This window comes from Terrabacter carboxydivorans (assembly GCF_039532035.1).
Lineage (GTDB): Bacteria > Actinomycetota > Actinomycetes > Actinomycetales > Dermatophilaceae > Terrabacter > Terrabacter carboxydivorans.
Genome location: NZ_BAAARE010000012.1, coordinates 87,712 through 111,542 on the forward strand (window position 1 = coordinate 87,712; position 23,831 = coordinate 111,542).

The 23,831-nt window shown below is 71.7% G+C and carries 16 protein-coding genes and 1 tRNA gene; 8 read left to right on the forward strand and 9 right to left on the reverse strand.

Annotated elements, in window-relative coordinates; genetic code table 11:
• Nucleotides 1-4: 4 nt before the first annotated feature.
• The 4 genes from thrC to ABD297_RS14510 all read right to left on the reverse strand — a co-directional run bounded on the left by thrC (nt 5) and on the right by ABD297_RS14510 (nt 4,712).
• The gene (gene thrC / locus ABD297_RS14495) at nt 5-1,099 is read right to left on the reverse strand and encodes a threonine synthase (RefSeq protein WP_344255715.1); all 1,095 of its coding nucleotides are present in this window, start codon (nt 1,097-1,099) and stop codon (nt 5-7) included.
• On the reverse strand, nt 1,099-2,403 hold the full coding sequence (locus ABD297_RS14500) for a homoserine dehydrogenase (RefSeq protein WP_344255717.1): 1,305 nt from the start codon (nt 2,401-2,403) through the stop codon (nt 1,099-1,101). The genes thrC and ABD297_RS14500 overlap by 1 nt, the downstream gene beginning before the upstream one ends.
• Nucleotides 2,404-2,499: 96 nt before the next feature.
• Nucleotides 2,500-3,918 carry a diaminopimelate decarboxylase gene (gene lysA, locus ABD297_RS14505; RefSeq protein ID WP_344255719.1) on the reverse strand — a complete coding sequence of 473 codons (1,419 nt, stop codon included), beginning with the start codon at nt 3,916-3,918 and terminating at the stop codon, nt 2,500-2,502.
• Nucleotides 3,919-3,920: 2 nt separating this feature from the next.
• Nucleotides 3,921-4,712 (reverse strand): DALR anticodon-binding domain-containing protein, encoded by a 792-nt coding sequence (locus ABD297_RS14510; RefSeq protein WP_344255721.1) that lies wholly within the window; start codon nt 4,710-4,712, stop codon nt 3,921-3,923.
• A 146-nt stretch (nt 4,713-4,858) separates the two neighbouring features.
• Between ABD297_RS14510 and ABD297_RS14515 the strand changes: the two genes are divergently transcribed.
• Both ABD297_RS14515 and ABD297_RS14520 read left to right on the forward strand, forming a co-directional pair.
• A tRNA-Arg gene (locus ABD297_RS14515) sits at nt 4,859-4,930 on the forward strand.
• A gap of 227 nt (nt 4,931-5,157) precedes the next feature.
• Entirely contained in the window at nt 5,158-5,772 is a 615-nt protein-coding gene (locus ABD297_RS14520; RefSeq protein WP_344255723.1) for an ASCH domain-containing protein, read from the forward strand.
• Nucleotides 5,773-5,940: 168 nt separating this feature from the next.
• On the opposite strand, the gene ABD297_RS14525 is transcribed toward ABD297_RS14520, so the two are convergent.
• The gene (locus tag ABD297_RS14525) at nt 5,941-6,978 is read right to left on the reverse strand and encodes a hemolysin family protein (RefSeq protein WP_344255725.1); all 1,038 of its coding nucleotides are present in this window, start codon (nt 6,976-6,978) and stop codon (nt 5,941-5,943) included.
• Nucleotides 6,975-8,405: a hemolysin family protein gene (locus ABD297_RS14530; protein ID WP_344255727.1), complete on the reverse strand. Its 1,431-nt coding sequence runs from the start codon at nt 8,403-8,405 to the stop codon at nt 6,975-6,977. Before ABD297_RS14530 ends, ABD297_RS14525 begins: the two co-directional genes overlap by 4 nt.
• Before the next feature lie 225 nt (nt 8,406-8,630).
• Between ABD297_RS14530 and ABD297_RS14535 the strand changes: the two genes are divergently transcribed.
• From ABD297_RS14535 to ABD297_RS14555, 5 genes are all read left to right on the forward strand, one after another.
• On the forward strand, nt 8,631-9,716 hold the full coding sequence (locus ABD297_RS14535; RefSeq protein ID WP_344255729.1) for an ABC transporter ATP-binding protein: 1,086 nt from the start codon (nt 8,631-8,633) through the stop codon (nt 9,714-9,716).
• A complete protein-coding gene (locus ABD297_RS14540; protein WP_344255731.1) occupies nt 9,713-10,516 on the forward strand; it encodes an ABC transporter permease in 804 nt (267 codons plus the stop codon). The genes ABD297_RS14535 and ABD297_RS14540 overlap by 4 nt, the downstream gene beginning before the upstream one ends.
• A 157-nt stretch (nt 10,517-10,673) precedes the next feature.
• A complete protein-coding gene (locus ABD297_RS14545; protein WP_344255733.1) occupies nt 10,674-14,597 on the forward strand; it encodes a multifunctional oxoglutarate decarboxylase/oxoglutarate dehydrogenase thiamine pyrophosphate-binding subunit/dihydrolipoyllysine-residue succinyltransferase subunit in 3,924 nt (1,307 codons plus the stop codon).
• A gap of 160 nt (nt 14,598-14,757) precedes the next feature.
• Complete coding sequence (locus ABD297_RS14550) at nt 14,758-14,934, forward strand: DUF6104 family protein (protein WP_142184561.1); 177 nt, start codon at nt 14,758-14,760, stop codon at nt 14,932-14,934.
• A gap of 4 nt (nt 14,935-14,938) precedes the next feature.
• On the forward strand, nt 14,939-15,823 hold the full coding sequence (locus tag ABD297_RS14555) for a GDSL-type esterase/lipase family protein (protein WP_344255735.1): 885 nt from the start codon (nt 14,939-14,941) through the stop codon (nt 15,821-15,823).
• Here the strand turns inward: ABD297_RS14555 and ABD297_RS14560 are convergent.
• Entirely contained in the window at nt 15,816-16,298 is a 483-nt protein-coding gene (locus ABD297_RS14560) for a hypothetical protein (RefSeq protein WP_344255737.1), read from the reverse strand. The two genes, ABD297_RS14555 and ABD297_RS14560, sit on opposite strands and share 8 nt — an antisense overlap.
• 344 nt (nt 16,299-16,642) lie before the next feature.
• Here ABD297_RS14560 and ABD297_RS14565 point away from each other — a divergent pair, with 344 nt between their 5' ends.
• Nucleotides 16,643-16,891 carry a WhiB family transcriptional regulator gene (locus tag ABD297_RS14565; RefSeq protein ID WP_142177174.1) on the forward strand — a complete coding sequence of 83 codons (249 nt, stop codon included), beginning with the start codon at nt 16,643-16,645 and terminating at the stop codon, nt 16,889-16,891.
• Nucleotides 16,892-17,010: 119 nt separating this feature from the next.
• Here ABD297_RS14565 and ABD297_RS14570 read toward each other — a convergent pair whose 3' ends face one another.
• On the reverse strand, nt 17,011-18,498 hold the full coding sequence (locus tag ABD297_RS14570; RefSeq protein WP_344255739.1) for a sensor histidine kinase: 1,488 nt from the start codon (nt 18,496-18,498) through the stop codon (nt 17,011-17,013).
• 115 nt (nt 18,499-18,613) lie between these two features.
• A complete protein-coding gene (locus ABD297_RS14575) occupies nt 18,614-23,791 on the reverse strand; it encodes an NAD-glutamate dehydrogenase (RefSeq protein WP_344255741.1) in 5,178 nt (1,725 codons plus the stop codon).
• Between the last annotated feature and the right edge of the window lie 40 nt (nt 23,792-23,831).

The window sequence follows — 23,831 nt, forward strand, 5'->3', positions numbered from 1 at the left end:
GTCCTCAGCCCTCCAGGCCGAGCGCCTGGGCCGCCGAGAACGCGTCGACCGACACGCGGGTCGGCACGACCTCTCCCCCGTCGGCCGTGCGCAGGGCCCACTGGGGGTCCTTGAGGCCGTGGCCGGTGACGGTGCAGACGATGCGCGCCCCGGCGGGGACGAGGCCGGCCGCGTGGCTGGCGAGCAGCCCCGCGACGGAGGCGGCCGAGCCGGGCTCGACGAAGACACCCTCCTTGGCCGACAGGAAGCGGTGCGCCTCGAGGATCTGCTCGTCGGTGACCGCCTCGATGCGGCCGCCGGACTCGTCGCGGGCCGCGATGGCCTGCTCCCACGACGCCGGGTTGCCGATGCGGATGGCCGTCGCGATCGTCTCGGGGTGGTCGACCGGGTGACCGAGCACGATGGGTGCGGCACCGGCGGCCTGGAAGCCCCACATCTGCGGCAGCCGGGTGGCCGGTCCGGGCTGGTCGCTGACCGCGTGGTCCGAGGAGTACTCGCGGTAGCCCTTCCAGTAGGCCGTGATGTTGCCGGCGTTCCCCACGGGCAGGCAGTGGATGTCGGGGGCGTCACCGAGCGCGTCGACGACCTCGAAGCTCGCGGTCTTCTGGCCCTCGATGCGGGCCGGGTTGACGGAGTTGACGAGCTCGACCGGGTAGGCCTCGGCCAGCTTGCGCGCCAGCGTCAGGCAGTCGTCGAAGTTGCCGTCGACCTGCAGCAGCGTCGCGCCGTGCGCGATGGCCTGGCTCAGCTTGCTCATCGCGATCTTGCCGTCGGGCACGAGGACACCGCACGTCATGCCGGCCTTCGTGGCGTAGGCCGCCGCCGACGCGCTCGTATTGCCGGTGCTCGCGCAGATGACGGCCTTGGCGCCCTTGCGCGCCGCCACGCTCATCGCGGTCGTCATGCCCCGGTCCTTGAACGACCCGGTGGGGTTGAGCCCTTCGTACTTGAGGTGCACCTCGGCCCCGACGAGGGCGGAGAGCTTCTCGGCGTGGATGAGCGGTGTGCCTCCCTCGTGGAGGGTGACGACCGGCGCACCCTCGAGCATCGGGAGCCGGTCGGCGTACTCGCGGATCACTCCGCGCCACTGGTGGGCCATCACGAACCTTCCACGCGCATGACGGAGTTGACGCCACGGACGACGTCGAGCGTGCGCAGTCGCTCGACCGTGGAGGACAGGGCCGCATCGGTCGCGGAGTGCGTGACGATGATGAGGTTTGCCCGGGCCGGCTGGCCGTCACCCGCGGGGACGAGCTGCTGACGCACGGTCTCGATGGACACGTCGTGGTCGGCGAAGGCCGCCGCGACCTGCGCGAGCACACCCGAGCGGTCCTCGACGTCGAGGCTGATGTGGTACCTCGTCTGGGCGTCACCCATGGTCAGCACGGGCAGGTCGGCGTAGCTGGACTCCCCCGGCCCGAGCCCGCCTCCGACGCGGTGGCGGGCCACGGCGACGAGGTCACCGAGGACGGCCGACGCGGTGGGATCGCCGCCGGCGCCCTTGCCGTAGAACATCAGCTCGCCCGCGGCGTCGGCCTCGACGAAGACGGCGTTGAAGGCCTCGCGGACCCCCGCGAGCGGGTGCGAGCGCGGGATCATCGCCGGGTGCACGCGCACGCTGACGCCCTTGTCGCTGCGCTCGCAGATCGCGAGCAGCTTGACGACACAGTCCATCTCGCGGGCGGCTGCGACGTCGGCCGCCGAGACCTCGGTGATGCCCTCGCGGTAGACGTCGGTGCCCGAGACCCTCGTGTGGAAGGCGAGCGAGGCGAGGATGGCTGCCTTGGCCGCGGCGTCGAAGCCCTCGACGTCGGCGGTCGGGTCGGCCTCGGCGTAGCCGAGCGCCTGGGCCTGCTCGACGGCGTCGTCGAAGCCCGCTCCGGTGGTGTCCATCTTGTCGAGGACGTAGTTGGTGGTGCCGTTGACGATGCCGAGCACCCGGCGCACCTCGTCACCGGCGAGCGACTCGCGCAGTGGGCGCAGCAGCGGGATGGCGCCGGCGACCGCGGCTTCGTAGTAGAGGTCGACGCCGTGCCGCGCGGCCGCGTCGTAGAGGGCCGGCCCGTCCTCGGCGAGGAGTGCCTTGTTGGCGGTGACGACCGAGGCGCCGTGCTCCATGGCGCGCAGGATGAGCGAGCGGGCCGGCTCGATGCCGCCGATGACCTCGACCACGACGTCGGCCCGGGTGACGAGCTCGTCGGCGTCGGTCGTGAACAGCCCCGGGTCGACGCCGAGCGCGGCCCGGTCCCGCCCGGCGCGGCGCACCGCGATGCCGACGATCTGCAGCGGCGCACCGACGCGCGCTGCCATGTCGTCGGCGTGCTCGACGAGCAGGCGCGCCACGGCTCCGCCGACGACACCCGCCCCGAGCAGGGCGACGCGCAACGGCCTGGGGTCACTCATGGCGCTGTCCACGCTTGGAATCCTGCCGCCTGTCCGGGTGCTGGACGGTCATTGTTTCGCGATCCGGACATCCGCGGCGCAGGATCTGCAGGCCCATCAGACGTCGAGGGCGAGCAGGTCGTCGATGGTCTCGCGCCGGACGATGACGCGTGCCACACCGTCCCGGACGGCGACGACCGGCGGCCGCGGCGTGTGGTTGTACTGGCTCGACAGGGACCGGCAGTAGGCGCCGGTGCCCGGGACGGCGATGAGGTCGCCCGCGCCCACGTCGCCGGGGAGGAACTCGTCCTTGACGACGATGTCGCCGCTCTCGCAGTGCCGGCCGACGACCCGCGCGAGGACGGGCGCGGCGCTGGCCGCACGGCTCGCCAGGGTGCAGGAGTAGTCGGCGTCGTAGAGGGCCGTGCGCACGTTGTCGCTCATGCCGCCGTCGACGGAGACGTAGACGCGCTGGGCGCCGCCATCGAGGTCGACCGGCTTGACGGTGCCGACCTCGTAGAGCGTGAACGTGCTGGGGCCGGCGATGGCGCGCCCGGGCTCGACGGAGATGCGCGGCACCGTGACCCCCTCGGCGCGGCACTCGCGCTCGATGATCTCGGCCATGCCGACGGCGAGGCTCTCGGGCGCCAGCGGGTGGTGCTCGGTCGTGTAGGCGATGCCGAAGCCGCCGCCGAGGTCGAGCTCGGGCAGCTGAGCCCCGAGCTCGCGGGCGATCTGCGTGTGGAGGCCGACGACACGCCGCGCCGAGACCTCGAAGCCTGCGGTGTCGAAGATCTGCGAGCCGATGTGGCTGTGCAGGCCGAGCAGGCGCAGCGACTCGGGCCGCTCGAGGATGCGACGCGCCGCCTCGAAGGCGTGCCCGCCGGCGAGCGACAGGCCGAACTTCTGGTCCTCGTGAGCCGTGGCGATGAACTCGTGGGTGTGCGCCTCGACCCCGACGGTGACGCGGACGAGGACGGGGGCCACGACGCCGAGCTCGGTCGCGACCGCTGCGACACGCTCGATCTCGTCGAAGGAGTCGATGACGATGCGGCTCACGCCGTACTCGAGGGCGTCGCGGATCTCGGCGACGCTCTTGTTGTTGCCGTGGAGGCCGATGCGCTCACCCGGGACTCCGGCGCGCTTCGCCACCGCGAGCTCTCCCCCGGTGCACACGTCGAGGTGGAGCCCTTCGTCGTGGACCCACCGCGCGACCTCGGTGCAGAGGAACGCCTTGCCGGCGTAGAAGACGTCGGCGCCACCTGACAGACCGTCGAATACCTCGGCATACGTCTGCTTGAAATCCCTTGCGCGGGAACGGAAGTCGTCCTCGTCGATGACGTATGCCGGAGTGCCGAACTCGCGCGCCAGCTCGGTCACGCTCACCCCACCGACGGTCAGGACCCCGTCGCTCCCCCGGCCGACCGACGTCGCCCACAGGGACGGGACGAGAGCGTTGACGTCGACGGGGGTCTGGAGCCACGCGGGGCCGCGATAGCCCTCCGCGTGCAGCGCTCCTGCTTCGTGTGCGCGCATGCTTACATCCTCTCCGGGGCCGCTGCGCCCAGGCGCGCGAGTCCATTGCGCAAGACGACGCGCGTGGCGTCGGCGAGCATCAGCCGAGCGCCGTGGACCGGCTCGGGGTGGGCCCCGGCGGTGAGCGGTCGGACGGGGTGGTCCCAGGAGTCGGCGAGCGCGGCGAGGTCGGTCACGGCGCGCCGCTGCTGCACCTCGTCGCCGGCGTGCCGGTCGAGCCGCTGCGGCAGGTCGGCCAGGGCCACCAGCAGGTGGCGCTCGGGGACGTGGGTCAGGTCGCCGAGGCGGGCGGAGGGGCGCCGCTCCACCCCGGCGGCCTCGGCGTTGCGGATGGTCCGGCACAGTCGGGCGTGCGCCAGCTGCGCGGCGCGGACCGGGTCGTCCGGGTCTCGGCTGCCGGGGGCCTCTGCGATCTCGCGGCGAGGCTCCCCACCGAGGGCGTAGCTGTCCTGCTCGTCGAGAACCCGCTGGATGATGCCGGCTCGGGCCGCGTCCTCCAGCGTGAGGGCGATGAGACCGCTCGGGGCGACCTCGACGGAGGCCACGGGCTTCTGGAGCGTGAGCCCCCGGGCGAGGACGCGGGCGAGCTCACGGGGTGCGAGGTCCAGCTCCGGCGCCCACCGCTGCGCGATCGGGGTCACCCAGTCGGCCACGACCCCGGCGGCCCGGCTGTCGGTCGGTCGGAAGATGGACCCCGCGGGAGGCCCGGCCTGCGCCTCGTCGGGCAGCTCGCCGGTGCGGGCCGCCAGCGCGGCGACCTCCTCGAGGAGGGCGCGCAGCTGCTCCGGCGTCATGGCGTGAGTCTACGAGGGGGCGCGTGCAGCCGGCTCGTGGAGCCCTTCCGGCGTCGGGTGCCCGACGGGCTCCATGAAACCGGGGGCGCATTCAGCGATCGCGCCCCGGTGCTGCTAATCTCACCGGGCGCACGAAAGTGCGAGCCGCCCCCGTAGCTCAGGGGATAGAGCACCGCCCTCCGGAGGCGGGAGCGCAGGTTCGAATCCTGCCGGGGGCACCGACGAGACGAAGGCCGACCTGATGGCGCGAAGCGCCCTTCAGATCGGCCTTCATCTCGTTCGTGCCCCCGAGGGGTTCGGGGAGGTTCCTTCCGAGGGACGAGGAAGGAACCGGAGTCCTGCCGGGGGGCCGGCTCCGAGGCCTCGGCGACCGACGTGGTGAGCCGACCGAGAACAGGACCCGAGAACAGCGCCTCACACCGACCGGTCTGCCACAGTGGGCGGCGTGCTCATCTCCAAGCCCGTCGCCGAGGCCATCCGCGCCGGCATCGTCACCCAGGCCTTCCGCCGCTGGGACGCTCCCCGGGTCAAGGTCGGAGGCCTGCAGCTGACCCCCGCCGGCCTCGTGCGCTTCGACGCCGTCAGCAGGGTGCGTGACCCGGAGAAGCTCACCGAGCGCGACGCCCGCACGGCCGGCGTCAAGGACCTGGCGACGCTGCAGAAGTTCCTGGCCCCGCGCGAGCGCAAGCCGTCGCCGCGGGGCGGTCGTGGTGGGGACACCGTCTATCGCATCAGGCTCAGCTGGGCCGGTGAGGACCCGCGGATCGCCTTGCGCGAGAGCCTTCCCGACGAGGACACCCTGCGCGACCTCGCCACGCGTCTCGCGCGCCTGGATGCGCGACCGACGGGTCCGTGGACGCTGGAGATCCTGGAGTGGATCCGGGACCACCCCCGGGTGGTCAGCAAGGAGCTCGCCGCCCTGCGCGGGGTGGACCTGCTCCCGATGAAGGTCGACATCCGCAAGCTGAAGACGCTCGGGCTGACGATCAGCCACGACGTGGGCTACGAGCTGTCACCGCGCGGCGTGGCCTACCTCGACTGGGTCGAACGCGTCGGCTGAGCTCGACCACACGGCATACGGCTGTCGTATGCCGTGTGGTCGGGCCAGCGGGTACCGCGACCCCTCGCGGGGACGGCCGACGCACCTTCGCGAGCGCCCGCCGACGGTGTGCAGCGTCAACGGGCCCGACCGCGCGACGGCGCGTCATCACTCCCCCGCCGAGCCCGCTCAGCGCTGGGTGGTGTCCGTGACCTCGCCGACGAGCTCCTCGAGGACGTCCTCGAGGAAGACGACGCCGGTGACGGCCGCGTCGCCGTCGATGACGCGCGCGAGGTGGGCACCGGTCAGCTGCATCGTGGCGAGCACGTCCTCGATGTCGTCGTCCTCGCGCACCGTGGCGAGCCGGCGGACCCGCTTGGGCGGGATCGGCTGCTCGTGCCGCTCGTCGTCGGCGTAGAGGATGTCCTTGAGGTGCAGGTAGCCCGCGATCTCACCGGCGGCGTCGCGCACCGGGTAGCGGGAGAAGCCCTGCTTGGCGACGAGCCGCTCGATGTCGGCAGGAGTCGCCCCGAGCCCGACCGTCGTCAGCGACCGCACGTCGACCGCGACCTCGCGGGCGCGCTTGTCGGAGAACTCGAGCGTCTTGGCGACGAGGCCGTGCCGCTCCTCCTCGATGAGGCCCTCGCGGCGGGACTCGCCGACGATGTGGGCCACCTCCTCGACGGTGAAGGCCGAGGTGATCTCGTCCTTGGGCTCGACGCGGAAGAGGCGCACGAGGGCCTTCGCGACGGTCTCCATCGCGTGGATGACCGGGCGCAGGGCGCTCGCGATGAAGAAGAGGGCCGGCACGAGCACCAGGGCAGCGCGGTCCGGGCCGGCGATGGCGAGGTTCTTGGGGATCATCTCCCCGACGACGACGTGCAGGTAGGACACGATGAGCAGCGCGATGGCGAGGGCCACCCCGCTCGCCCACGCGTCGGAGAGCCCCCACGCGGCGAAGACCGGCTCGAACAGGTGGTGCAGGGCCGCCTCGGCGAGCGCGCCGAGACCCACCGAGCACACGGTGATGCCGAGCTGAGCCGTCGCGAGCATCGAGCCGAGGCGCTCGAGGGCGAGCAGGCACGACTGCGCCCGCTTGCTGCCGGCGTCGGCGAGCGGCTCGAGCGTCGAGCGCCGCACGGCCATCGCGGCGAACTCCGCACCGACGAAGAAGGCGTTGCCGAGCAGGAGGAAGACGGAGACGACGTAGACCCAGGGACCGCTCACGAGCTCTCCCCCGGTCCGGTGGCAGACGGCATACGTCCAGCGCGTCCAGCGCGTCCGTCGCGCCCGTCGTGTCCGGCGCGCGCGTCGGCGCCGTCGTCCTGCGTCCGGTCGGCGCCGTCCTGCGGGAGGGACTCCGGGTCGGGCACGAAACGCAGCCGGTCGACCCGGCGACCCTCCATGCCGACGACGTTGATGCGCCAGCCTGGCACGCGCACGACGTCGCCGACGACGGGCACGCGCCCGAGGCTCGTCATGACGAAGCCGCCCATCGTCTCGTAGGTGGACCCGTCGGGCACGTCGGCGTCGAAGGCGTCGCGCACCTCGTCGGGGCGCCAGAGACCGGGCACCGTCCACGAGCCGTCGATGAGCTCGCGGCCGCCCTGGCGGCTGCGGTCGTGCTCGTCGGAGACCTCCCCGACGATCTCCTCCACGACGTCCTCGAGCGTGACGATGCCCGAGGTGCCGCCGTACTCGTCGACGACGACGGCCATCTGGAAGCCGCCCTCCCGCAGCTCGCGCAGCAGCGGGTCGAGGCGGATCGTCTCGGGCACGACGAGACGGTCGGACATGAGCGCCGAGACCGGCACGTCCTTGCGCCGCTCGTGGGGCACGGCCATCGCCTTCTTGACGTGGACGACGCCGTCGATGTCGTCCCAGTCCTCGCCCAGGACCGGGAAACGCGAGTGGCCGGTGCGCCGCGACAGGCGCAACACGTCGTCGGCGGACTCGTCGCGGTGGATGCCGGTGCAGCGCACGCGAGGGGTCATGACGTCGTCGGCGGTGCGCTCACCGAAACCGAGCGAGCGGGTCAGCATGCGAGCGGTCGTGATGTCGAGCGTGCCGGCCTCGGCCGAGCGCTGCACGAGGCTCGCGAGCTCCTGCGGCGTGCGCGCGCCCGAGAGCTCCTCCTGCGGCTCGATGCCGAGGGAGCGCAGGAACGCGTTGGCCGAGCCGTTGAGCACGACGATGAGCGGCTTGGCGATGACGGCGAAGACGCGTACGGGCAGCGCCACCACCTTGGCCGTCGCGAGCGGCGCCGAGATGCCGAGGAACTGCGGGAGCAGCTCGCCGAAGACCATCGAGAAGATCGTCGCGACGAGCAGCGCCAACGTGCTCGACACCGCCTCGACGCCGCCGGCTCCGAGCCCGAGACGCGTCAGCGGTCCGGCGAGGAGGACGCCGATCGAGGGCTGGGCGAGGTAGCCCACGACGAGCGTGGTGATCGTGATGCCGACCTGGGCCGCCGACAGCTGGGTCGAGAGCTGCTTGAGCGACTGGAGCACGACCCGGGCCCGCGAGTCGCCCTCGTCGATGGCGCGCTGGACCGTGGGCCGGTCGATGGCGACGAGGGAGAACTCGGCGGCGACGAAGAGGGCGGTGCCGGCGGTGAGCAGCACGGCGCCGAGGACGAGGAGCCACTCGGTCACCGTCGGACCGCCCGTCCGGCCGGGACGGGAGACCCGGCCCTGGTGGGCGGGACCTGGTCGCGAGGGAAGGTCATGGTGCGCCCACTATAAGGAGAAGCGGGAGGCCGCGGCGGCCCGGGCCGTGCTCCCGACCTGCGTGTGCACGAGGTATGCCGTGTGGTTGAGTTGGGCGCATCACGGCGGGGGACAGGGGCTCACGCGCGGGCCGAGGGAGGGATCAGGGCGGTGCACGGACGACCGGAGCTCACCGGACGCATCGAGGTGCGCGCCCTGACCAAGCGGTTCGGCTCCTTCACCGCCGTCGACCACCTCGACTTCGACGTCGAGCCGGGCCGCGTCACGGGCTTCCTCGGGCCCAACGGCAGCGGCAAGACCACGACGCTGCGCATGCTGCTCGGGCTCGTGCGCGCCACCCACGGCACGGCGACCATCGACGGTCACCGCTACGCCGACATCCCCAACCCGCTCACGGTCGTCGGGTCGGCGCTCGAGGCGACGAACTTCCACCCGGGACGCACCGGACGCAACCACCTGCGCGTGCAGGCCGCCGTCGCCGGCGTGCCGGACTCCCGGGTCGACGAGCTGCTCGAGCTCGTCGGCATCCCCGCGGCCGCCCGCAAGCGCGCCGGTGGCTACTCCATGGGGATGCGCCAGCGGCTCGGCCTCGCCGCGGCCCTGCTCGGTGACCCCCGCGTCATCATCCTCGACGAGCCGGCCAACGGCCTCGACCCCGAGGGCATCCGGTGGTTGCGCGGCTTCCTGCGCCACCTCGCCGACGAGGGCCGGACCCTGCTGATCTCCAGCCACATGCTCTCCGAGGTCGAGCAGACGGTCGACGACGTCGTCATCATCGCCAACGGGCGCAGGGTCGCCCAAGGCACGGTCGCCGAGCTGCGCGGCGAGCCCACGGCATACGTCCGCACGTCCGACCCCGACCGGCTCACGCAGGCGCTGCAGGCCCGCGGCCTGAGCGTCGCGCGGAGCGGCCCCGGCCTGCGGGTCACCACCGAGGACCTCGCGGTCGTCGGGGACGCCGCCCACGCCAGCGACGTCGCCATTCACGAGCTGCGCAGCGAGCAGACGCACCTCGAGGAGCTCTTCTTCAACCTCACCGAGAGCGAGGAGCACCGCAACCGCAACCTCGACGCCCACCCGTCCGGGGTCCCGGTTGAGCTGCCACCGCCGAGCGGACCGCCGATCGACCCCGCCCTGCTCGCTGAGCCTGCGGAGCCGTCGGCGCCCGCAGCGCCGACCCCCGCGGCCCCGACGGCCCCGACGGCCCGGCCCGAGCACGACGGAGGACGCCGATGACCGCCGCGGTGCGCGCCGAGCTGCGCAAGCTCTTCACCACGCGACTGTGGTGGGGCATGGCCATCGCCGTGCTGGTGAGCGGAGCGGCGTTCGCGGTCCTCTTCGCCTTCGTCTTCACCAGCGACGCGGTGCGCGGACCCCAGGCTGCTGCGGCCCCCCGCACCGACGCCGCGCTCGCCAAGGCCGTCTTCACCGGCGGCCTGCAGGTCGGCTACCTGCTCACCCTGTCCATCGGGGTCCTGACGATCGGCTCGGAGTACCGACACCAGACCATCACCGCGACCTTCCTCGCCATCCCGCGCCGGGGCCGGGTCATGGCAGCCAAGGTCGTCTCGCTCCTCGCGGTCGGCGCGCTCTACGGCCTGCTCTCGCTCGCCGGCGCCGTCGGTGCCGGCACGGTCGTGCTGAGCTCCAAGGGCGTCGCACCGTTCGCCGACACCTCGATCTGGCGCACCCTGGCCCTCTCGCTGCTCGTCCTCGGGCTGTGGGCCCTCATCGGTCTGGGGGCCGGCATCCTCATCCCCAACCAGGTCGCGGCCTTGCTCATCTCCGTCGCCGTCGCCTGGATCGTCGAGCCCCTCCTCGGCCTCGTGCTGGCGCTGACCGACTGGGGCAAGAGCGTCTCGCCCTACCTGCCGAGCCGGGCAACGAGCGCGATGCTCGAGTCCTCGAGCGGTGGCTTCGACGGACAGCCGGTGAACCAGCTGTCCTGGTGGGCGGGCGCGCTCGTGCTCATGGCGTATGCCGCCGTGATGGCAGGTCTCGGGACGTGGCGGACGCTGCGCTCCGACATCAGCTGAGCACCGTCGTGCCCATCGGCCCGCAGACGTGACCAACGCCTCCTCGAGCGCCGCGTTCGGCATCCGAGCCTCGGGCGGGTAACCGTGGCTTCGGGGCTAGGCTTGACCCCTGTATAGGCAAAGACGCACCCCAGCCAACGAAAGAGGCGCATTCGTCGTGTCCGATCAGTCCACGTCCGGTGACCCGATTGCAGCATTCGGGCCGAACGAATGGCTCGTCGACGAGCTCTACCAGCAGTTCCTGACCGACCGTTCCTCGGTCGACAAGGCCTGGTGGGGGTTCTTCGAGGACTACCGGCCGGGTGACGGCGACACGGCCGGCACGACGTCCGCCACGACGTCGACGACCGCCACGGCCACCAAGCCGGCAGCGACCGCCGCCCCGTCCAACGGGTCCTCGAACGGGTCGCCCAACGGGGCGCACACCGGTGGGGCGAACGGTTCGGCCGCGACGGCCACCGCCGCCGCCCCGGCGACGAAGGCGCCTGCCGCGCCTGCGGCGAAGGCTCCGGAGGCCAAGGCCCCGGCGGCGAAGGCTCCCGAGGCCAAGAGCGAGCCGAAGACCGAGCCGAAGACCGAGCCGAAGACCGAGCCGAAGAGCGAGCCCGGCGCCGAGACCCCGAAGCCGCGCGACATGCCCGCCGTCAAGGGCACCGGACCGGTCAACGAGGACGTCGTGACCCCGCTGCGCGGAGCGCCCTCGCGCGTCGTGGCCAACATGGAGGTCTCGCTCACCGTCCCGACCGCGACGAGCGTGCGTGCCGTCCCGGCCAAGCTGCTCATCGACAACCGCGTCGTCATCAACAACCACCTCGCCCGCTCGCGCGGCGGCAAGGTCAGCTTCACCCACCTCATCGGCTACGCCATGGTCAAGGCCCTGGCGCTCATGCCCGAGATGAACAACGGCTTCACCGAGGTCAACGGCAAGCCCGCGCTCGTGCGCCCGGCCCACGTCAACTTCGGCCTCGCCATCGACCTGCAGAAGGACGACGGCACCCGCACCCTCGTGGTCCCCTCGATCAAGTCGGCCGAGGAGATGGACTTCGTCCACTTCTGGACCGCCTACGAGGACATCGTGCGCAAGGCCCGCGCCAACAAGCTGACGGTCGAGGACTTCCAGGGCACGACGATCTCGCTGACCAACCCCGGCGGCATCGGCACCGTCCACTCGGTCCCGCGCCTGATGAAGGGCCAGGGCGCCATCATCGGCGTCGGCGCCCTCGACTACCCCGCCGAATGGCAGGGCGCGAGCAACGAGACGCTCAACAAGAACGCCGTGAGCAAGATCCTCACGCTCACCTCGACCTACGACCACCGGATCATCCAGGGCGCCCAGAGCGGCGACTACCTGCGGATCATCCACCAGCTGCTCCTGGGCGACAATCGCTTCTACGACGAGATCTTCGAGTCGCTGCGCATCCCCTACGAGCCGGTCCGCTGGATCCAGGACATCGACTCCTCCCACGACGACGACATCAACAAGGTCGCCCGGGTGCAGGAGCTCATCCACGCCTACCGCGTGCGCGGCCACCTCATGGCCGACACCGACCCGCTGGAGTACAAGCAGCGCCGCCACCACGACCTCGACGTCACGACGCACGGCCTGACGCTGTGGGACCTCGACCGCACCTTCGCCACGGGCGGCTTCGGCGGCTACCCGTTCCTCAAGCTGCGCAAGATCCTCGGCATCCTGCGTGACTCGTACTGCCGCACCGTCGGCATCGAGTACATGCACATCCAGGACCCCGAGCAGCGCAAGTGGATCCAGAACAAGGTCGAGCGGCCCTACGAGAAGGCCAACCGCGACGAGCAGATGCGGATCATGCGCCGCCTCAACGCCGCCGAGGCCTTCGAGACCTTCCTGCAGACGAAGTTCGTCGGCCAGAAGCGCTTCTCGCTCGAGGGCGGCGAGTCGGTCATCGCCCTGCTAGACCGCATCCTGTGCCGCTCGGCCAGCGACAACCTCGACGAGGTCTGCATCGGCATGCCGCACCGCGGCCGCCTCAACGTGCTCGCCAACATTGCCGGCAAGTCCTACGGCCAGATCTTCCGTGAGTTCGAGGGCACCCAGGACCCGAAGTCGGTCCAGGGCTCGGGCGACGTGAAGTACCACCTCGGCACCGAGGGCGAGTTCGTCTCCGAGGACGGCAGCAAGACGAAGGTCTACCTCGCCGCCAACCCCTCGCACCTCGAGGCGGTCAACCCGGTGCTCGAGGGCATCGTCCGCGCCAAGCAGGACCGCCTCAACCTCGCCGGCGAGTCGTTCACCGTCCTGCCCGTGCTCATGCACGGTGACGCGGCCTTCGCGGGCCAGGGCGTCGTCGCCGAGACGCTCAACCTCTCGCAGCTGCGCGGCTACCGCACCGGCGGCACGATCCACGTCGTCATCAACAACCAGGTCGGCTTCACGACGTCGCCGAGCAGCTCGCGCTCGTCGGTGTACTCGACGGACGTCGCGCGGATGATCCAGGCGCCGATCTTCCACGTCAACGGCGACGACCCCGAGGCCTGCGTGCGCGTGGCCGAGCTGGCCTACGAGTTCCGCCAGGAGTTCAACAAGGACGTCGTCATCGACATGGTGTGCTACCGCCGTCGCGGTCACAACGAGGGCGACGACCCGTCGATGACGCAGCCGCTCATGTACAACCTCATCGAGGCCAAGCGCTCGGTCCGCAAGCTCTACACCGAGTCGCTCATCGGCCGCGGCGACATCAGCGTCGAGGACGCCGAGGCCGCACTGCGCGACTACCAGCAGCAGCTGGAGCGCGTCTTCGTCGAGACCCGTGAGGCCAAGAAGGCCCAGGGCGCCGCGTCGGCCCAGACCGGCGACCGCGCGTCGGACGCCCCGGACAACGCGGGGCTCGAGCGCCCGACGGCGCAGGTCCAGGACGACGTCGCACCGGTGCGTTCGGCCGCCGAGACGGGCGTCCCGGCGAGCGAGATCGTCCACATCGGCGAGACCTTCGCCAACCCGCCCGAGGGCTTCACGATCCACCCGAAGCTCAAGCAGCTCATGGACAAGCGCGCGCAGATGGTCCACGAGGGCGGCATCGACTGGCCGATGGCCGAGCTGCTCGCGTTCGGCACGCTGCTCAAGGAGGGCACGCCGATCCGGCTGGCCGGCCAGGACAGCCGCCGCGGCACGTTCGTCCAGCGCCACGCGGTGCTCATCGACAAGAACAACGCGGAGGAGTGGACCCCGCTGCTCTACCTCGGTGAGGGCCAGGCCCGCTTCTGGGTCTACGACTCGCTCCTGTCGGAGTACGCCGCGATGGGCTTCGAGTACGGCTACTCGGTCGAGCGCCCCGACGCCCTCGTGCTCTGGGAGGCCCAGTTCGGCGACTTCGGCAACGGCGCCCAGACGATCGTCGACGAGTTCATCTCCAGCTCGGAGCAGAAGTGGGGCCAGCGCAGCTCGGTCGTGCTGCTGCTGCCGCACGGCTACGAGGGCCAGGGACCCGACCACAGCTCGGCGCGCATCGAGCGCTACCTGCAGCTGTGCGCCGAGAACAACATGACGGTCGCCTACCCCTCGACCGCAGCGAGCTACTTCCACCTGCTGCGCCGTCAGGCCTACGCCCGCCCGCGCACGCCGCTCGTCGTCTTCACCCCGAAGTCGATGCTGCGCAGCAAGGCGGCGGCGAGCTCGGTGGAGGCGTTCACCACGGGCGGCTTCCGGCCGGTCCTCGCCGACCACGAGGGCGTGACCAAGGACGTCACCCGCGTGCTGTTCGCCAGCGGCAAGATCGTCCACGAGCTCGACGCCGAGCGTGAGAAGCGCGGCGACACCTCGACGGCGGTCATCCGGGTCGAGCAGCTCTACCCGATCCCCGAGCAGGAGATCGTCGACGCCGCCTCGAAGTACCCCGGCGCCGAGCTGGTGTGGGTGCAGGACGAGCCGCGCAACCAGGGCGCCTGGCCGCTCATGGCCCAGTGGCTGCACGAGGACCTCTGCGACCTCGGCGAGACCCGCCCGTGGCGCGTCGTCGCCCGCAAGGCGGCTGCATCGCCCGCGACGGGCTCGTCGAAGAAGCACGCGGTCGAGCAGGCCGAGCTCATGGAGCGCGCCTTCGGCCGCTGAAGCCCGCCGGACCGAGCGAGGGACCCCGCCACATCGGCGGGGTCCCTCGCCGCGTTCCGGGGTGACGGCATACGCACGCGTCGGCGTCGGGGCCGAGATCGGGCGCTCGTCCCCGGCCCGCCTCCGCCGGCCCCGCGCCCGCACGCGATAGCCTCCCATCGTGTACTTCACCGACAGGGGCATCGAGGAGCTGGCGGCCCGGCGCGGCGAGGAGGAGGTCACCTTCGAGTGGCTCGCCGAGCAGCTGCGCACGTTCGTCGACCTCAACCCCGAGTTCGAGGTGCCGGTCGAGCGACTCGCGACGTGGCTCGCCCGACTGGACGACGACGAGGACTGAGCACGTGAGCGACCGCAGCGACCGAGGCGACCGAGCCGAGACGCACCCCGACGCCCCGAGGGAGCCCTACGGCGTGGGCCCGGCCTACCCCTCGTCCCACACCCGGTTCACCAACGACGGCCCGGGTCGGTATGCCGCGAGCCCGGCTCCCACGCACGGCTCCCCTGCCGCTGCGGCGGACTCCACGGACGCGACCGGCACGTCCGGCGCCACGGGCGGCACGGGTGGCACCGGCCCGAGCAGCGGCGCGGACGACCCCTACTACGCCCCGAGCGCCGAGTTCACCGTCGCCGAGGGGATCCGCGACGTCGGCATGGTGTTCGTCGGTGCCTCGATGACGGCGGGCTACGGCGACCCGAAGGGCCTGGGCTGGGTCGGCCGCGTCGTCGCCCGCACGCAGCACCCCGACCTCGACCTCACGGCCTACAACCTCGGTGTCCGCGGCAACACGTCCGGCGACATCGTGGCCCGCTGGGGCGCCGAGTGCCACCCCCGCTGGAAGGGCCGCACCGAGCGCCGCCTCGTGCTCAGCGTCGGCACCAACGACGTCGTCACCGGCATGACCATGGCGCGCTCGCGCCTCAACCTCGCCAACGTGCTCGACGAGGCCACCAACGCCGGCATCGGCGTCTTCGTCGTCGGGCTGACCCCGACCCTCGACGTCGAGATGAACCGCAAGATCGAGGCGCTGGCCGAGGCCCAGGCGGACGTGTGCTCACGCCGCGGCATCACCTACGTCGACTGCTACCGCCCGCTGGCCACGCACGACCAGTGGATGGCCGACCTCGCCGCGAGTCCCGACCGCTCGCACCCGGGACAGGCCGGCTACGGCCTCATCGCCTGGCTCGTGCTCCACAACGGCTGGAACGACTGGCTCTCCCTCAGCTGAGCCTGTCGTCGGCCCCGCGGCCTCCGGTCCCGCCCGTGCGCGGGTCCTGCGTCTCGCCTCCCTCGCGACTCCCGCCCTCGTCGGCGGCCTGGTCGCGCCGTCCCGGCGCGGACACGGCGGCGCCGATGCTCGCGACCGCGACGACGGCCACGGCGACCGCGACCGGCGTGCGATCGGACTCGTGCAACGACCACGCGACGGGCAGCAGGAGCGCGTTCCACAGCACGGTGGGGGTGCGCGGCCAGTCGGCGGCGCGCACCCAGCCACGGGTCAGGGCCAGCAGACCCAGGCCGAAGACGAGGATCAGGGCGCCGGAGGTCGCGGCGCGCGTCAGGTCCTCTGTGGCGCCGGTCACCATCTCGTAGACGTAGAAGCCGGCGAAGCCGAGGACGGCCACCGCCTCGACCAGGGTGAGCAGCCCTGCCACGCGGTGGGATCCGCGCACCTCGCGGGTCGGGGACGTCGATTCGGTCACCCTGCCAGCCTAGCGATCCCGGCGCCCGGGGCCTCCGCGTCCCTCTCGGCGGGCGGCTCGTGGCCGTGAGGTCTGGAACTGGGGGCCGACTGCCGATAGACTCAATCCTTGGTGTGGTCGGCGCCCAGTCGTTGAACACGGACACGGACTCCGGTCACACTGGATCATGGCCCGCGACGCGTACGGAACATATTCGTGCGCGTTTCCGTTGGTCAGGGGGTCATCCCCCATGGCACGACGACACCATGACTTGGCTCCGACAACGACGCTGGCGCCCCGCACATGCACCGCGACCGACACCCGGACGTCGGTGCCGAACCGACATACATGAAGGAGCACGCCACATGGATTGGCGCGACCGCGCTGCCTGCCTCGAGGCCGATCCGGAGCTGTTCTTCCCCATCGGGAACACCGGCCCGGCCATCCTGCAGATCGAGGAGGCGAAGGCCGTGTGCCGGACCTGTCCGGTCATGGACACCTGCCTCAAGTGGGCCATCGAGACCGGCCAGGACGCCGGCGTCTGGGGCGGCCTCTCCGAGGACGAGCGACGCGCCCTGAAGCGCCGCAACGCCCGCGCCCGCCGCGCCGGCTGACCTCCGCAGCACCCCCTCCGCACGACACACGTCCGCGAGCCCGGTGACCGTCACGGTCGCCGGGCTTTTGGGTGCCCGCGCGCACGCCGCGGGCCGCCGGGGCACCCGCCTGGTCGCCGTCAGGTGATCGGGCGCAGGCGCGCGCTGAAGCGGGCGCGGGTGCCGTGGGGCACCAGCGGCTCCCAGGTGATGCGGCCCTGGAGGTCTCCGACGAGCGACTGCACGATCTGGGTGCCGAGCCCCGAGCCGGGCCGGCGCGCCGGGTCGATGCCCTTGCCGTCGTCCTCGATCGAGACGGTGAGGCTCGACTGACCACGGTCGTCGGTGACGCGCTCGATGGCGATGCGGACCTCTCCACCGGCGTCGCCGAGGCCGTGCTCGATGGCGTTCTGGACGAGCTCGCTCATGATCATCGCGAGCGAGGTGGCGTCCTCGGCCCGCAGGCGCCCGAACGAGCCGCGGGTGACGGTGTGGACCGGCGCACCGTTGGCCGAGACCTCGACGACGGCGTTGAGGCCGCGCTGGGCGATGGTGTCGAAGTCGACCGTCTCGTCGAAGCCCTGGCTCAGCTGCTCGTGGACCATGGCGATGGTCCCCACCCGGCGCTCGGCCTCCGCGAGCGCGAGCTTGGCCTCCCCGTCGGGCAGGCGGCGCGACTGCAGGCGCAGCAGGGCAGCCACCGACTGGAGGTTGTTCTTGACCCGGTGGTGGATCTCGCGGATCGTCGCGTCCTTGGTCATCAGCTCGCGCTCCCGGCGGCGGAGCTCGCCCACGTCACGCATCAGCACGATGGCCCCGAAGCGCTGGCCGGCCTCGGTGAGCGGGATGGCCCTCATCGAGATCGTGGTGCCCCCGGCGACGACCTCGGTGCGCCACGGCTGGCGTCCGGTGACGACGAGCGGCAGCCCCTCGTCGACGGGGTAGGACTCCCGAACGTTGTCGGTGACGATCTGCGCGAGGCTCGCGCCCACCACCTCGCCGAGGTGCCCGAGGCGGTGCAGGGCCGAGACGGCATTCGGGCTCGCGTAGGTGACGACGCCGTCGACGTCGAGCCGGATGACGCCGTCACCGACCCGGGGCGCGCCACGGCGCAGCCCGGTCGGCGCGCCGCTGTGCGGGAACTCTCCCCCGGTCACCATGCGGCACAGCGCGTCGGCGGTGGCGAGGTACGTCAGCTCCAGGCGGCTCGGCGTCCGCGTCGTCCAGAGGTTCGTGTGCCGTGTCATCACAGCGACGACATGGCCCCCACGCACGACCGGGATGTACTCCTCGCGCACCGACTGGTCGGGGCCCTGCTCGTGGGTCACGACGACCTGCCGCACGCGCAGGATGCGCTGCTCGGACGCCGCCTCGTCGAGCAGGTCGCGGGTGCGGCCCGGGTCGGCCACCCTGCCGACCTGGTCGTCGACGAAGACGAGCTGGCCGGTCGTCGGACGCACGTGGGCCACGGCCTCCCAGCGTTCGCCCGACGAGCGGACCCAGAGGACGAGGTCGGCGAACGAGAGGTCGGCGACGAGCTGCCAGTCACCGACGAGCAGCTGCAGCCACTCGACGTCGTGGTCGGGCAGGTTCGTCCGGCCGCGCAGGAGCTCGCTCAGGGTCGCCACACCCCGAGCCTAGTGAGCCTCCTGGTGACGCCCGGCCCGGCTCCCCTCGAGTGGCCCCGCCGCCCCACCGCCGTGATCCGGTACGCGTGGGGCTGCGTGGCCACTCGAGTGGGCGCTACGCCGTGGCTGCCTTCTTGCCGGCAGCCTTCTTGCCGGCTGCCTTCGTGCCGGCTGCCTTCGTGCCGGCTGCCTTCGTGCCGGCTGCCTTCGTGCCGGCTGCCTTCGTGCTCGGTGTCGCCCCCTGGGCTGCGGTCGGAGCCGTCGCCCTCTGGCTCGGTGACGGCTTCGTGGCAGCCGCCTTCTTCGCCGGGGCCTTCTTGGCTGCGACCTTCTTCGCCGGCGCCTTCTTCGCCGGGGCCTTCTTCGCGGGCGTCGACGCGGAGGCGGACTCGACGGGGGTCGGCTGGCCGGAGGCCGCAGGCTTGGTCACGGTGCGCAGCGTGCGCAGGGCGACCGAGAGGGCGGCGATGCCGGCGTGGCTCATCCGCTCGATCCCGCCCAGCGCTGCTCGCGCCCGGCCCAGCGCGTCGGCGTTGAGCTCGGACCACTCGGCGAGGCGCCCAGCGGCGTCGTGGGCCGAGCTGCTGACCTCGAGCACCGAGCGCGTCAGGCTCTCGAGGACGGCATACAGGTCGTCGCGCAGCGCGCCACGGGCCATGGCGTCCCAGCGGTCGTCGCGGGGCAGCATCGTGACGCGCGTCAGCATGGCGTCGATGGAGAACGTCTCCGAGGTCAGGAAGTAGACGCCGACGACGTCGTCGAGCTGCTCCCCCGTGTCCTCGGCGATCTCGATGCAGTCCAGCAGCGAGTAGAGGTCGAGCAACGACGCGGCGCCAAGGGCGAGCTCCTCCGGGACGCCCTTGCCCTCGAGCTCGCGCGCCCGTCGGCCCAGGCGGGTGCGCTCGCTGCCCTGCAGCAGCTCGCCGATACGACCCGAGAAGGCCTGGATGCCGGGGCGGAAGCGGGCCACCTCGGCAGCGATGTCGAGCGAGGCGGGGCGGGAGGTGAGGAACCACCGCACCGACCGGTCGATGAGCCGGCGGAACTCGAGGTAGAGCGCAGTCTGGGCCGCCGTGCTCACGACGTTGTCGGTCGCCTCTACGCGTCGCACGAAGCCGGCGAGGTCGAACACCTCGCGGCACACGACATAGGCCCGCGCGACCTGCTCGGGCGTCGCACCGGTCTCCTCCCCCGCCCGGTAGGCGAAGGTGATGCCGCCGCGGTTGACCATCGAGTTGGCCACCGCGTTGGTGATGATCTCGCGTCGCAGCGGGTGGGCGGCGATCTGCTCGGCGTACTTGGCCCGCAACGGCTTGGGGAAGTACTCCGCCAGGGTCGTCTCGAACCACGGGTCGTCGGGCAGCGAGGTGGTGATGAGCTGGTTCTTCAGGTAGAGCTTCGCGTAGGCGACGAGCACCGAGAACTCCGGCGACGTCAGGCCGAGGCCGTCCTTCTGGCGCCGGGCGATGACGGCGTCGCTCGGGAGGAACTCGAGCGAGCGGTCGAGGTCGCCCTCGGCCTCGAGGAACTGGATGAGCCGCTCGTGCACGCCGAGCATCCCGTGCTGCTGCGCCCGGGCGTTGCCGAGCAGGACGTTCTGCTCGTAGTTGTCGCGCAGCACCTGCTCGGCGACCTCGTCGGTCATCGACGCGAGCAGCGTGTTGCGGCGCTTGGTCGTCAGCTCGCCCGAGCGGGTCAGCTCGGTGAGCAGGATCTTGATGTTGACCTCGTGGTCGGAGGTGTCGACGCCGGCGCTGTTGTCGATGGCGTCGGTGTTGACGCGCACCCCGGCGAGCGCCGCCTCGATGCGGCCGAGCTGGCTCGCCCCGAGGTTGCCGCCCTCGCCGACGACCTTGCAGCGCAGGTCGCCGCCGTTGACGCGGATGGCGTCGTTGGCGCGGTCGCCGATCTCGCCGTTGGTCTCACCGGCCGCCTTGACGTAGGTGCCGATGCCGCCGTTCCAGAGCAGGTCGACCGGCGCGAGCAGGATGGCCTTCATCAGCTCGGCGGGCGTCATGCTCTTGGTGTTGGCGCGCAGGCCCAGGGCCGCGACCATCTGGGGGCTCACGGGCACCGACTTGGCCGACCGCGAGAAGATCCCGCCGCCCTTGCTGATGAGCGACGCGTCGTAGTCGGCCCACGAGGAGCCCGGCAGGTCGAACATCCGCCGCCGCTCGGCATACGAGCTCGCCGCGTCGGGGGTGGGGTCGACGAAGATGTGCCGGTGGTCGAAGGCGGCCAGCAGGCGGATGTGCTCGGACAGCAGCATGCCGTTGCCGAAGACGTCGCCGCTCATGTCACCGACGCCGACGACCGTGAACTCCTGTGTCTGGGTGTCGACCCCGAGCTCACGGAAGTGGCGCTTGACCGACTCCCACGCGCCGCGGGCGGTGATGCCCATGCCCTTGTGGTCGTAGCCGGCCGACCCGCCCGAGGCGAAGGCGTCGTCGAGCCAGAAGCCGTACTCGGCCGAGAGGCCGTTGGCGATGTCGGAGAACTTGGCCGTGCCCTTGTCGGCCGCGACGACGAGGTAGGTGTCGTCCTCGTCGTGCCTGACGACCCGGTGCGGTGGGACGGCCTGGCCCGACACGAGGTTGTCGGTGACGTCGAGCAGGCCCGAGATGAACAGCTTGTAGGACGCGATGCCCTCGTCCATCCACGCGGCCCGGTCGACCGCGGGGTCGGGCAGCTGCTTGGCGTAGAAGCCACCCTTGCTGCCGGTGGGCACGATGACGGCGTTCTTGACCATCTGCGCCTTGACGAGCCCGAGCACCTCGGTGCGGAAGTCCTCGCGGCGGTCGGACCACCGCAGGCCACCGCGGGCGACCTTGCCGAAGCGCAGGTGCACGCCCTCGACGCGGGGGCTGTAGACCCAGATCTCGAACATCGGCCGCGGTGCCGGCAGGTCGGGGACCTTCTTGGGGTTGAGCTTGAGGGACACGTACGCCTTGTCGTGCCCCGCCTCGTCGGGCTGGTAGAAGTTGGTGCGCAGGCTAGCGAGGACGACTCCGAGCAGCGCCCGCACGATGCGGTCGTGGTCGAGGCTCGCGACGTCGTCGAGGGCCTCCTTGATGCCCGCGACGATGTGCTTCTGCCGGGCGGCGCGCTTGTCGCGGCCACTCTCGGTGTCGGGGAAGGCGTCGGGGTCGAAGCGCGCCTCGAAGAGCTCGACGAGGCTGCGCGAGATGCCGGTGTTGGCCGCGAGCGCCGACTCGACGTAGTCCTGCGAGAAGGTCGAGCCCGTCTGGCGGAGGTACTTCGCGACGGTGCGCAGGATGACGACCTGGCGCCACGTGAGCCCTGCGGCCAGCACGAGGGCGTTGAAGCCGTCGGACTCGGCGCGACCGTCCCACACGGCCCGGAAGGCCTCCTCGAACCGCTCGCGGACGGTGCTCGCGAGGGCGGCGTCGCCCGAGCCCCAGGTCTGCGCGTCGGCGCACAGGCCGAAGTCGAAGATGTGCAGCGTGCGACCGTCGGGCCCCGGCACCTCGTAGGGACGCTCGTCGGTGACCTCGACACCGAGGTGGGTGAAGAGCGGCAGCACCTGGGTCAGCGAGAGGTCGGCGCGGCGGTAGAGCTTGAAGCGCCGCTCGCGCGGGTCGTCGGACGCCGGGTCGTCGTAGAGGTGCAGCCCGGTCGTGCGGTCGCCGTCGCCGAGCGCGTCGATGCGGTCGAGGTCGTCGACGGCCGTGGCGACGTCGAAGTCCTCCTTGTACGCCTCGGGCAGGGCCTTGGCGTAGGCCGCCATCGTGCGTGCGGCCCCCTCGATCCCGCGGGCCTCGCCGAGCGCCTCGGAGAGGTCCTCGTCCCAGGTGCGCGTGGCGTCGATGACGCGCTGCTCGAGGGCAGCCTCGTCGACGTCCGGGATGTCGGTGCCGGCCGGCATACGCACGACGAAGTGCAGCCGTGCGAGCGTGGACTCGCTGACGCGCGTGGTGTTGTCGATGTTCTCGCCGCCGAAGGCCTCGAGCAGGATGGCCTCGATCCGCAGGCGAACGGTCGTGTTGTAGCGGTCGCGCGGGAGGTAGACGAGGCAGGAGACGAAGCGCCCGAACTCGTCACGGCGCAGGAAGAGCTTGGTCTTGCGCCGCTCCTGCAGGTGCAGGACGCTCGTCGCGATCTCGGCCAGCTGCGCCGAGCTCGTCTGGAAGAGCTCGTCGCGGGGGTAGGTCTCGAGGATCTGCAGGATGTCCTTGCCCGAGTGGCTGTCGGCGCTCAGGCCGGTCAGGCGCAGGACCTCCTGCGCGCGCACGTCGAGCAGCGGGATGTCGTGGATCGTGTCGTTGTAGGCGGCCGACGCGTAGAGGCCGAGGAAGCGCTGCTCGCCGACGCACTCGCCACGCGCGTCGAAGCGCTTGATCGAGATGTAGTCGAGGTAGACGTCGCGGTGGACGGTCGCGCGCGAGTTGGCCTTGGTGATGATGAGGATGCTCGAGTCGCGCGCGGCCCGGCTGGCGGCCGGGGTGAGCACGAGTCCCTTTCCGGCAGAAGGCCGGTCGTAGCGCAGCAGGCCCAGACCGGTGCCGGGCACCTGGCGGGAGACGTCCTTGCCGTTCTCGTGCGCGAGGGAGTACTCGCGGTAGCCGAGGAAGGTGAAGTTGTTGTGCGCGAGCCACTCGAGGAAGCGGCCGGCCTCGCGGGCGTGGTGCGGGTCGGTCCCGGGTGGCGTCGCCGAGCGCAGCTCGCTCGCGATGGTGAGCGCGTGCGCGCGCATCTTCGGCCAGTCCTCGACCGAGTCCCGGACGTTCTCGAGGACGTGGCGCAGGCGCTCCTCGACGTCGGGCAGCGCGTCGTCGGGCAGGCGGTCGATCTCGAGGTGCATCCACGACTCGCGGACGAGACCGACCGAGCTCGAGCGAACGGTGGTCGAGCCGTCGGTGACAACCGACTTCAGCTCGCCGGTGATGTCGCGCGAGACCGTCATCTGCGGGTGGACGATGAGGTGCACGCCGCGGTCGAAGCCGCCGAGCGCCGCAACGACCGAGTCGACGAGGAAGGGCATGTCGTCGACGACGACCTGCACGACGGAGTGGCTCGTCGACCACCCCTCGTCCTCGGCCGTGGGGTTGAAGGCGCGCACGTTGAAGGTGCCGACCTGGCGCTGCTGGGCGAAGGCGCGGTGCTCGGTGGCGATCATCGCGAGCTCACGCGCCGGACGGGCCAGCAGGTCCTCGGTGGCGACGAGGCGGTAGTAGGCGCGGAGGAACTCCTCGAGCTCGTCCGGCGCGGCCCCTGCGGATCGGCCGCGCCCCCGGCGCGGGACGGGCGCCACGGCCGCCGCGGCGGCCTTCATGACGTCGATTCGAGACTGTTCGAGTGACGCTGACATGCGG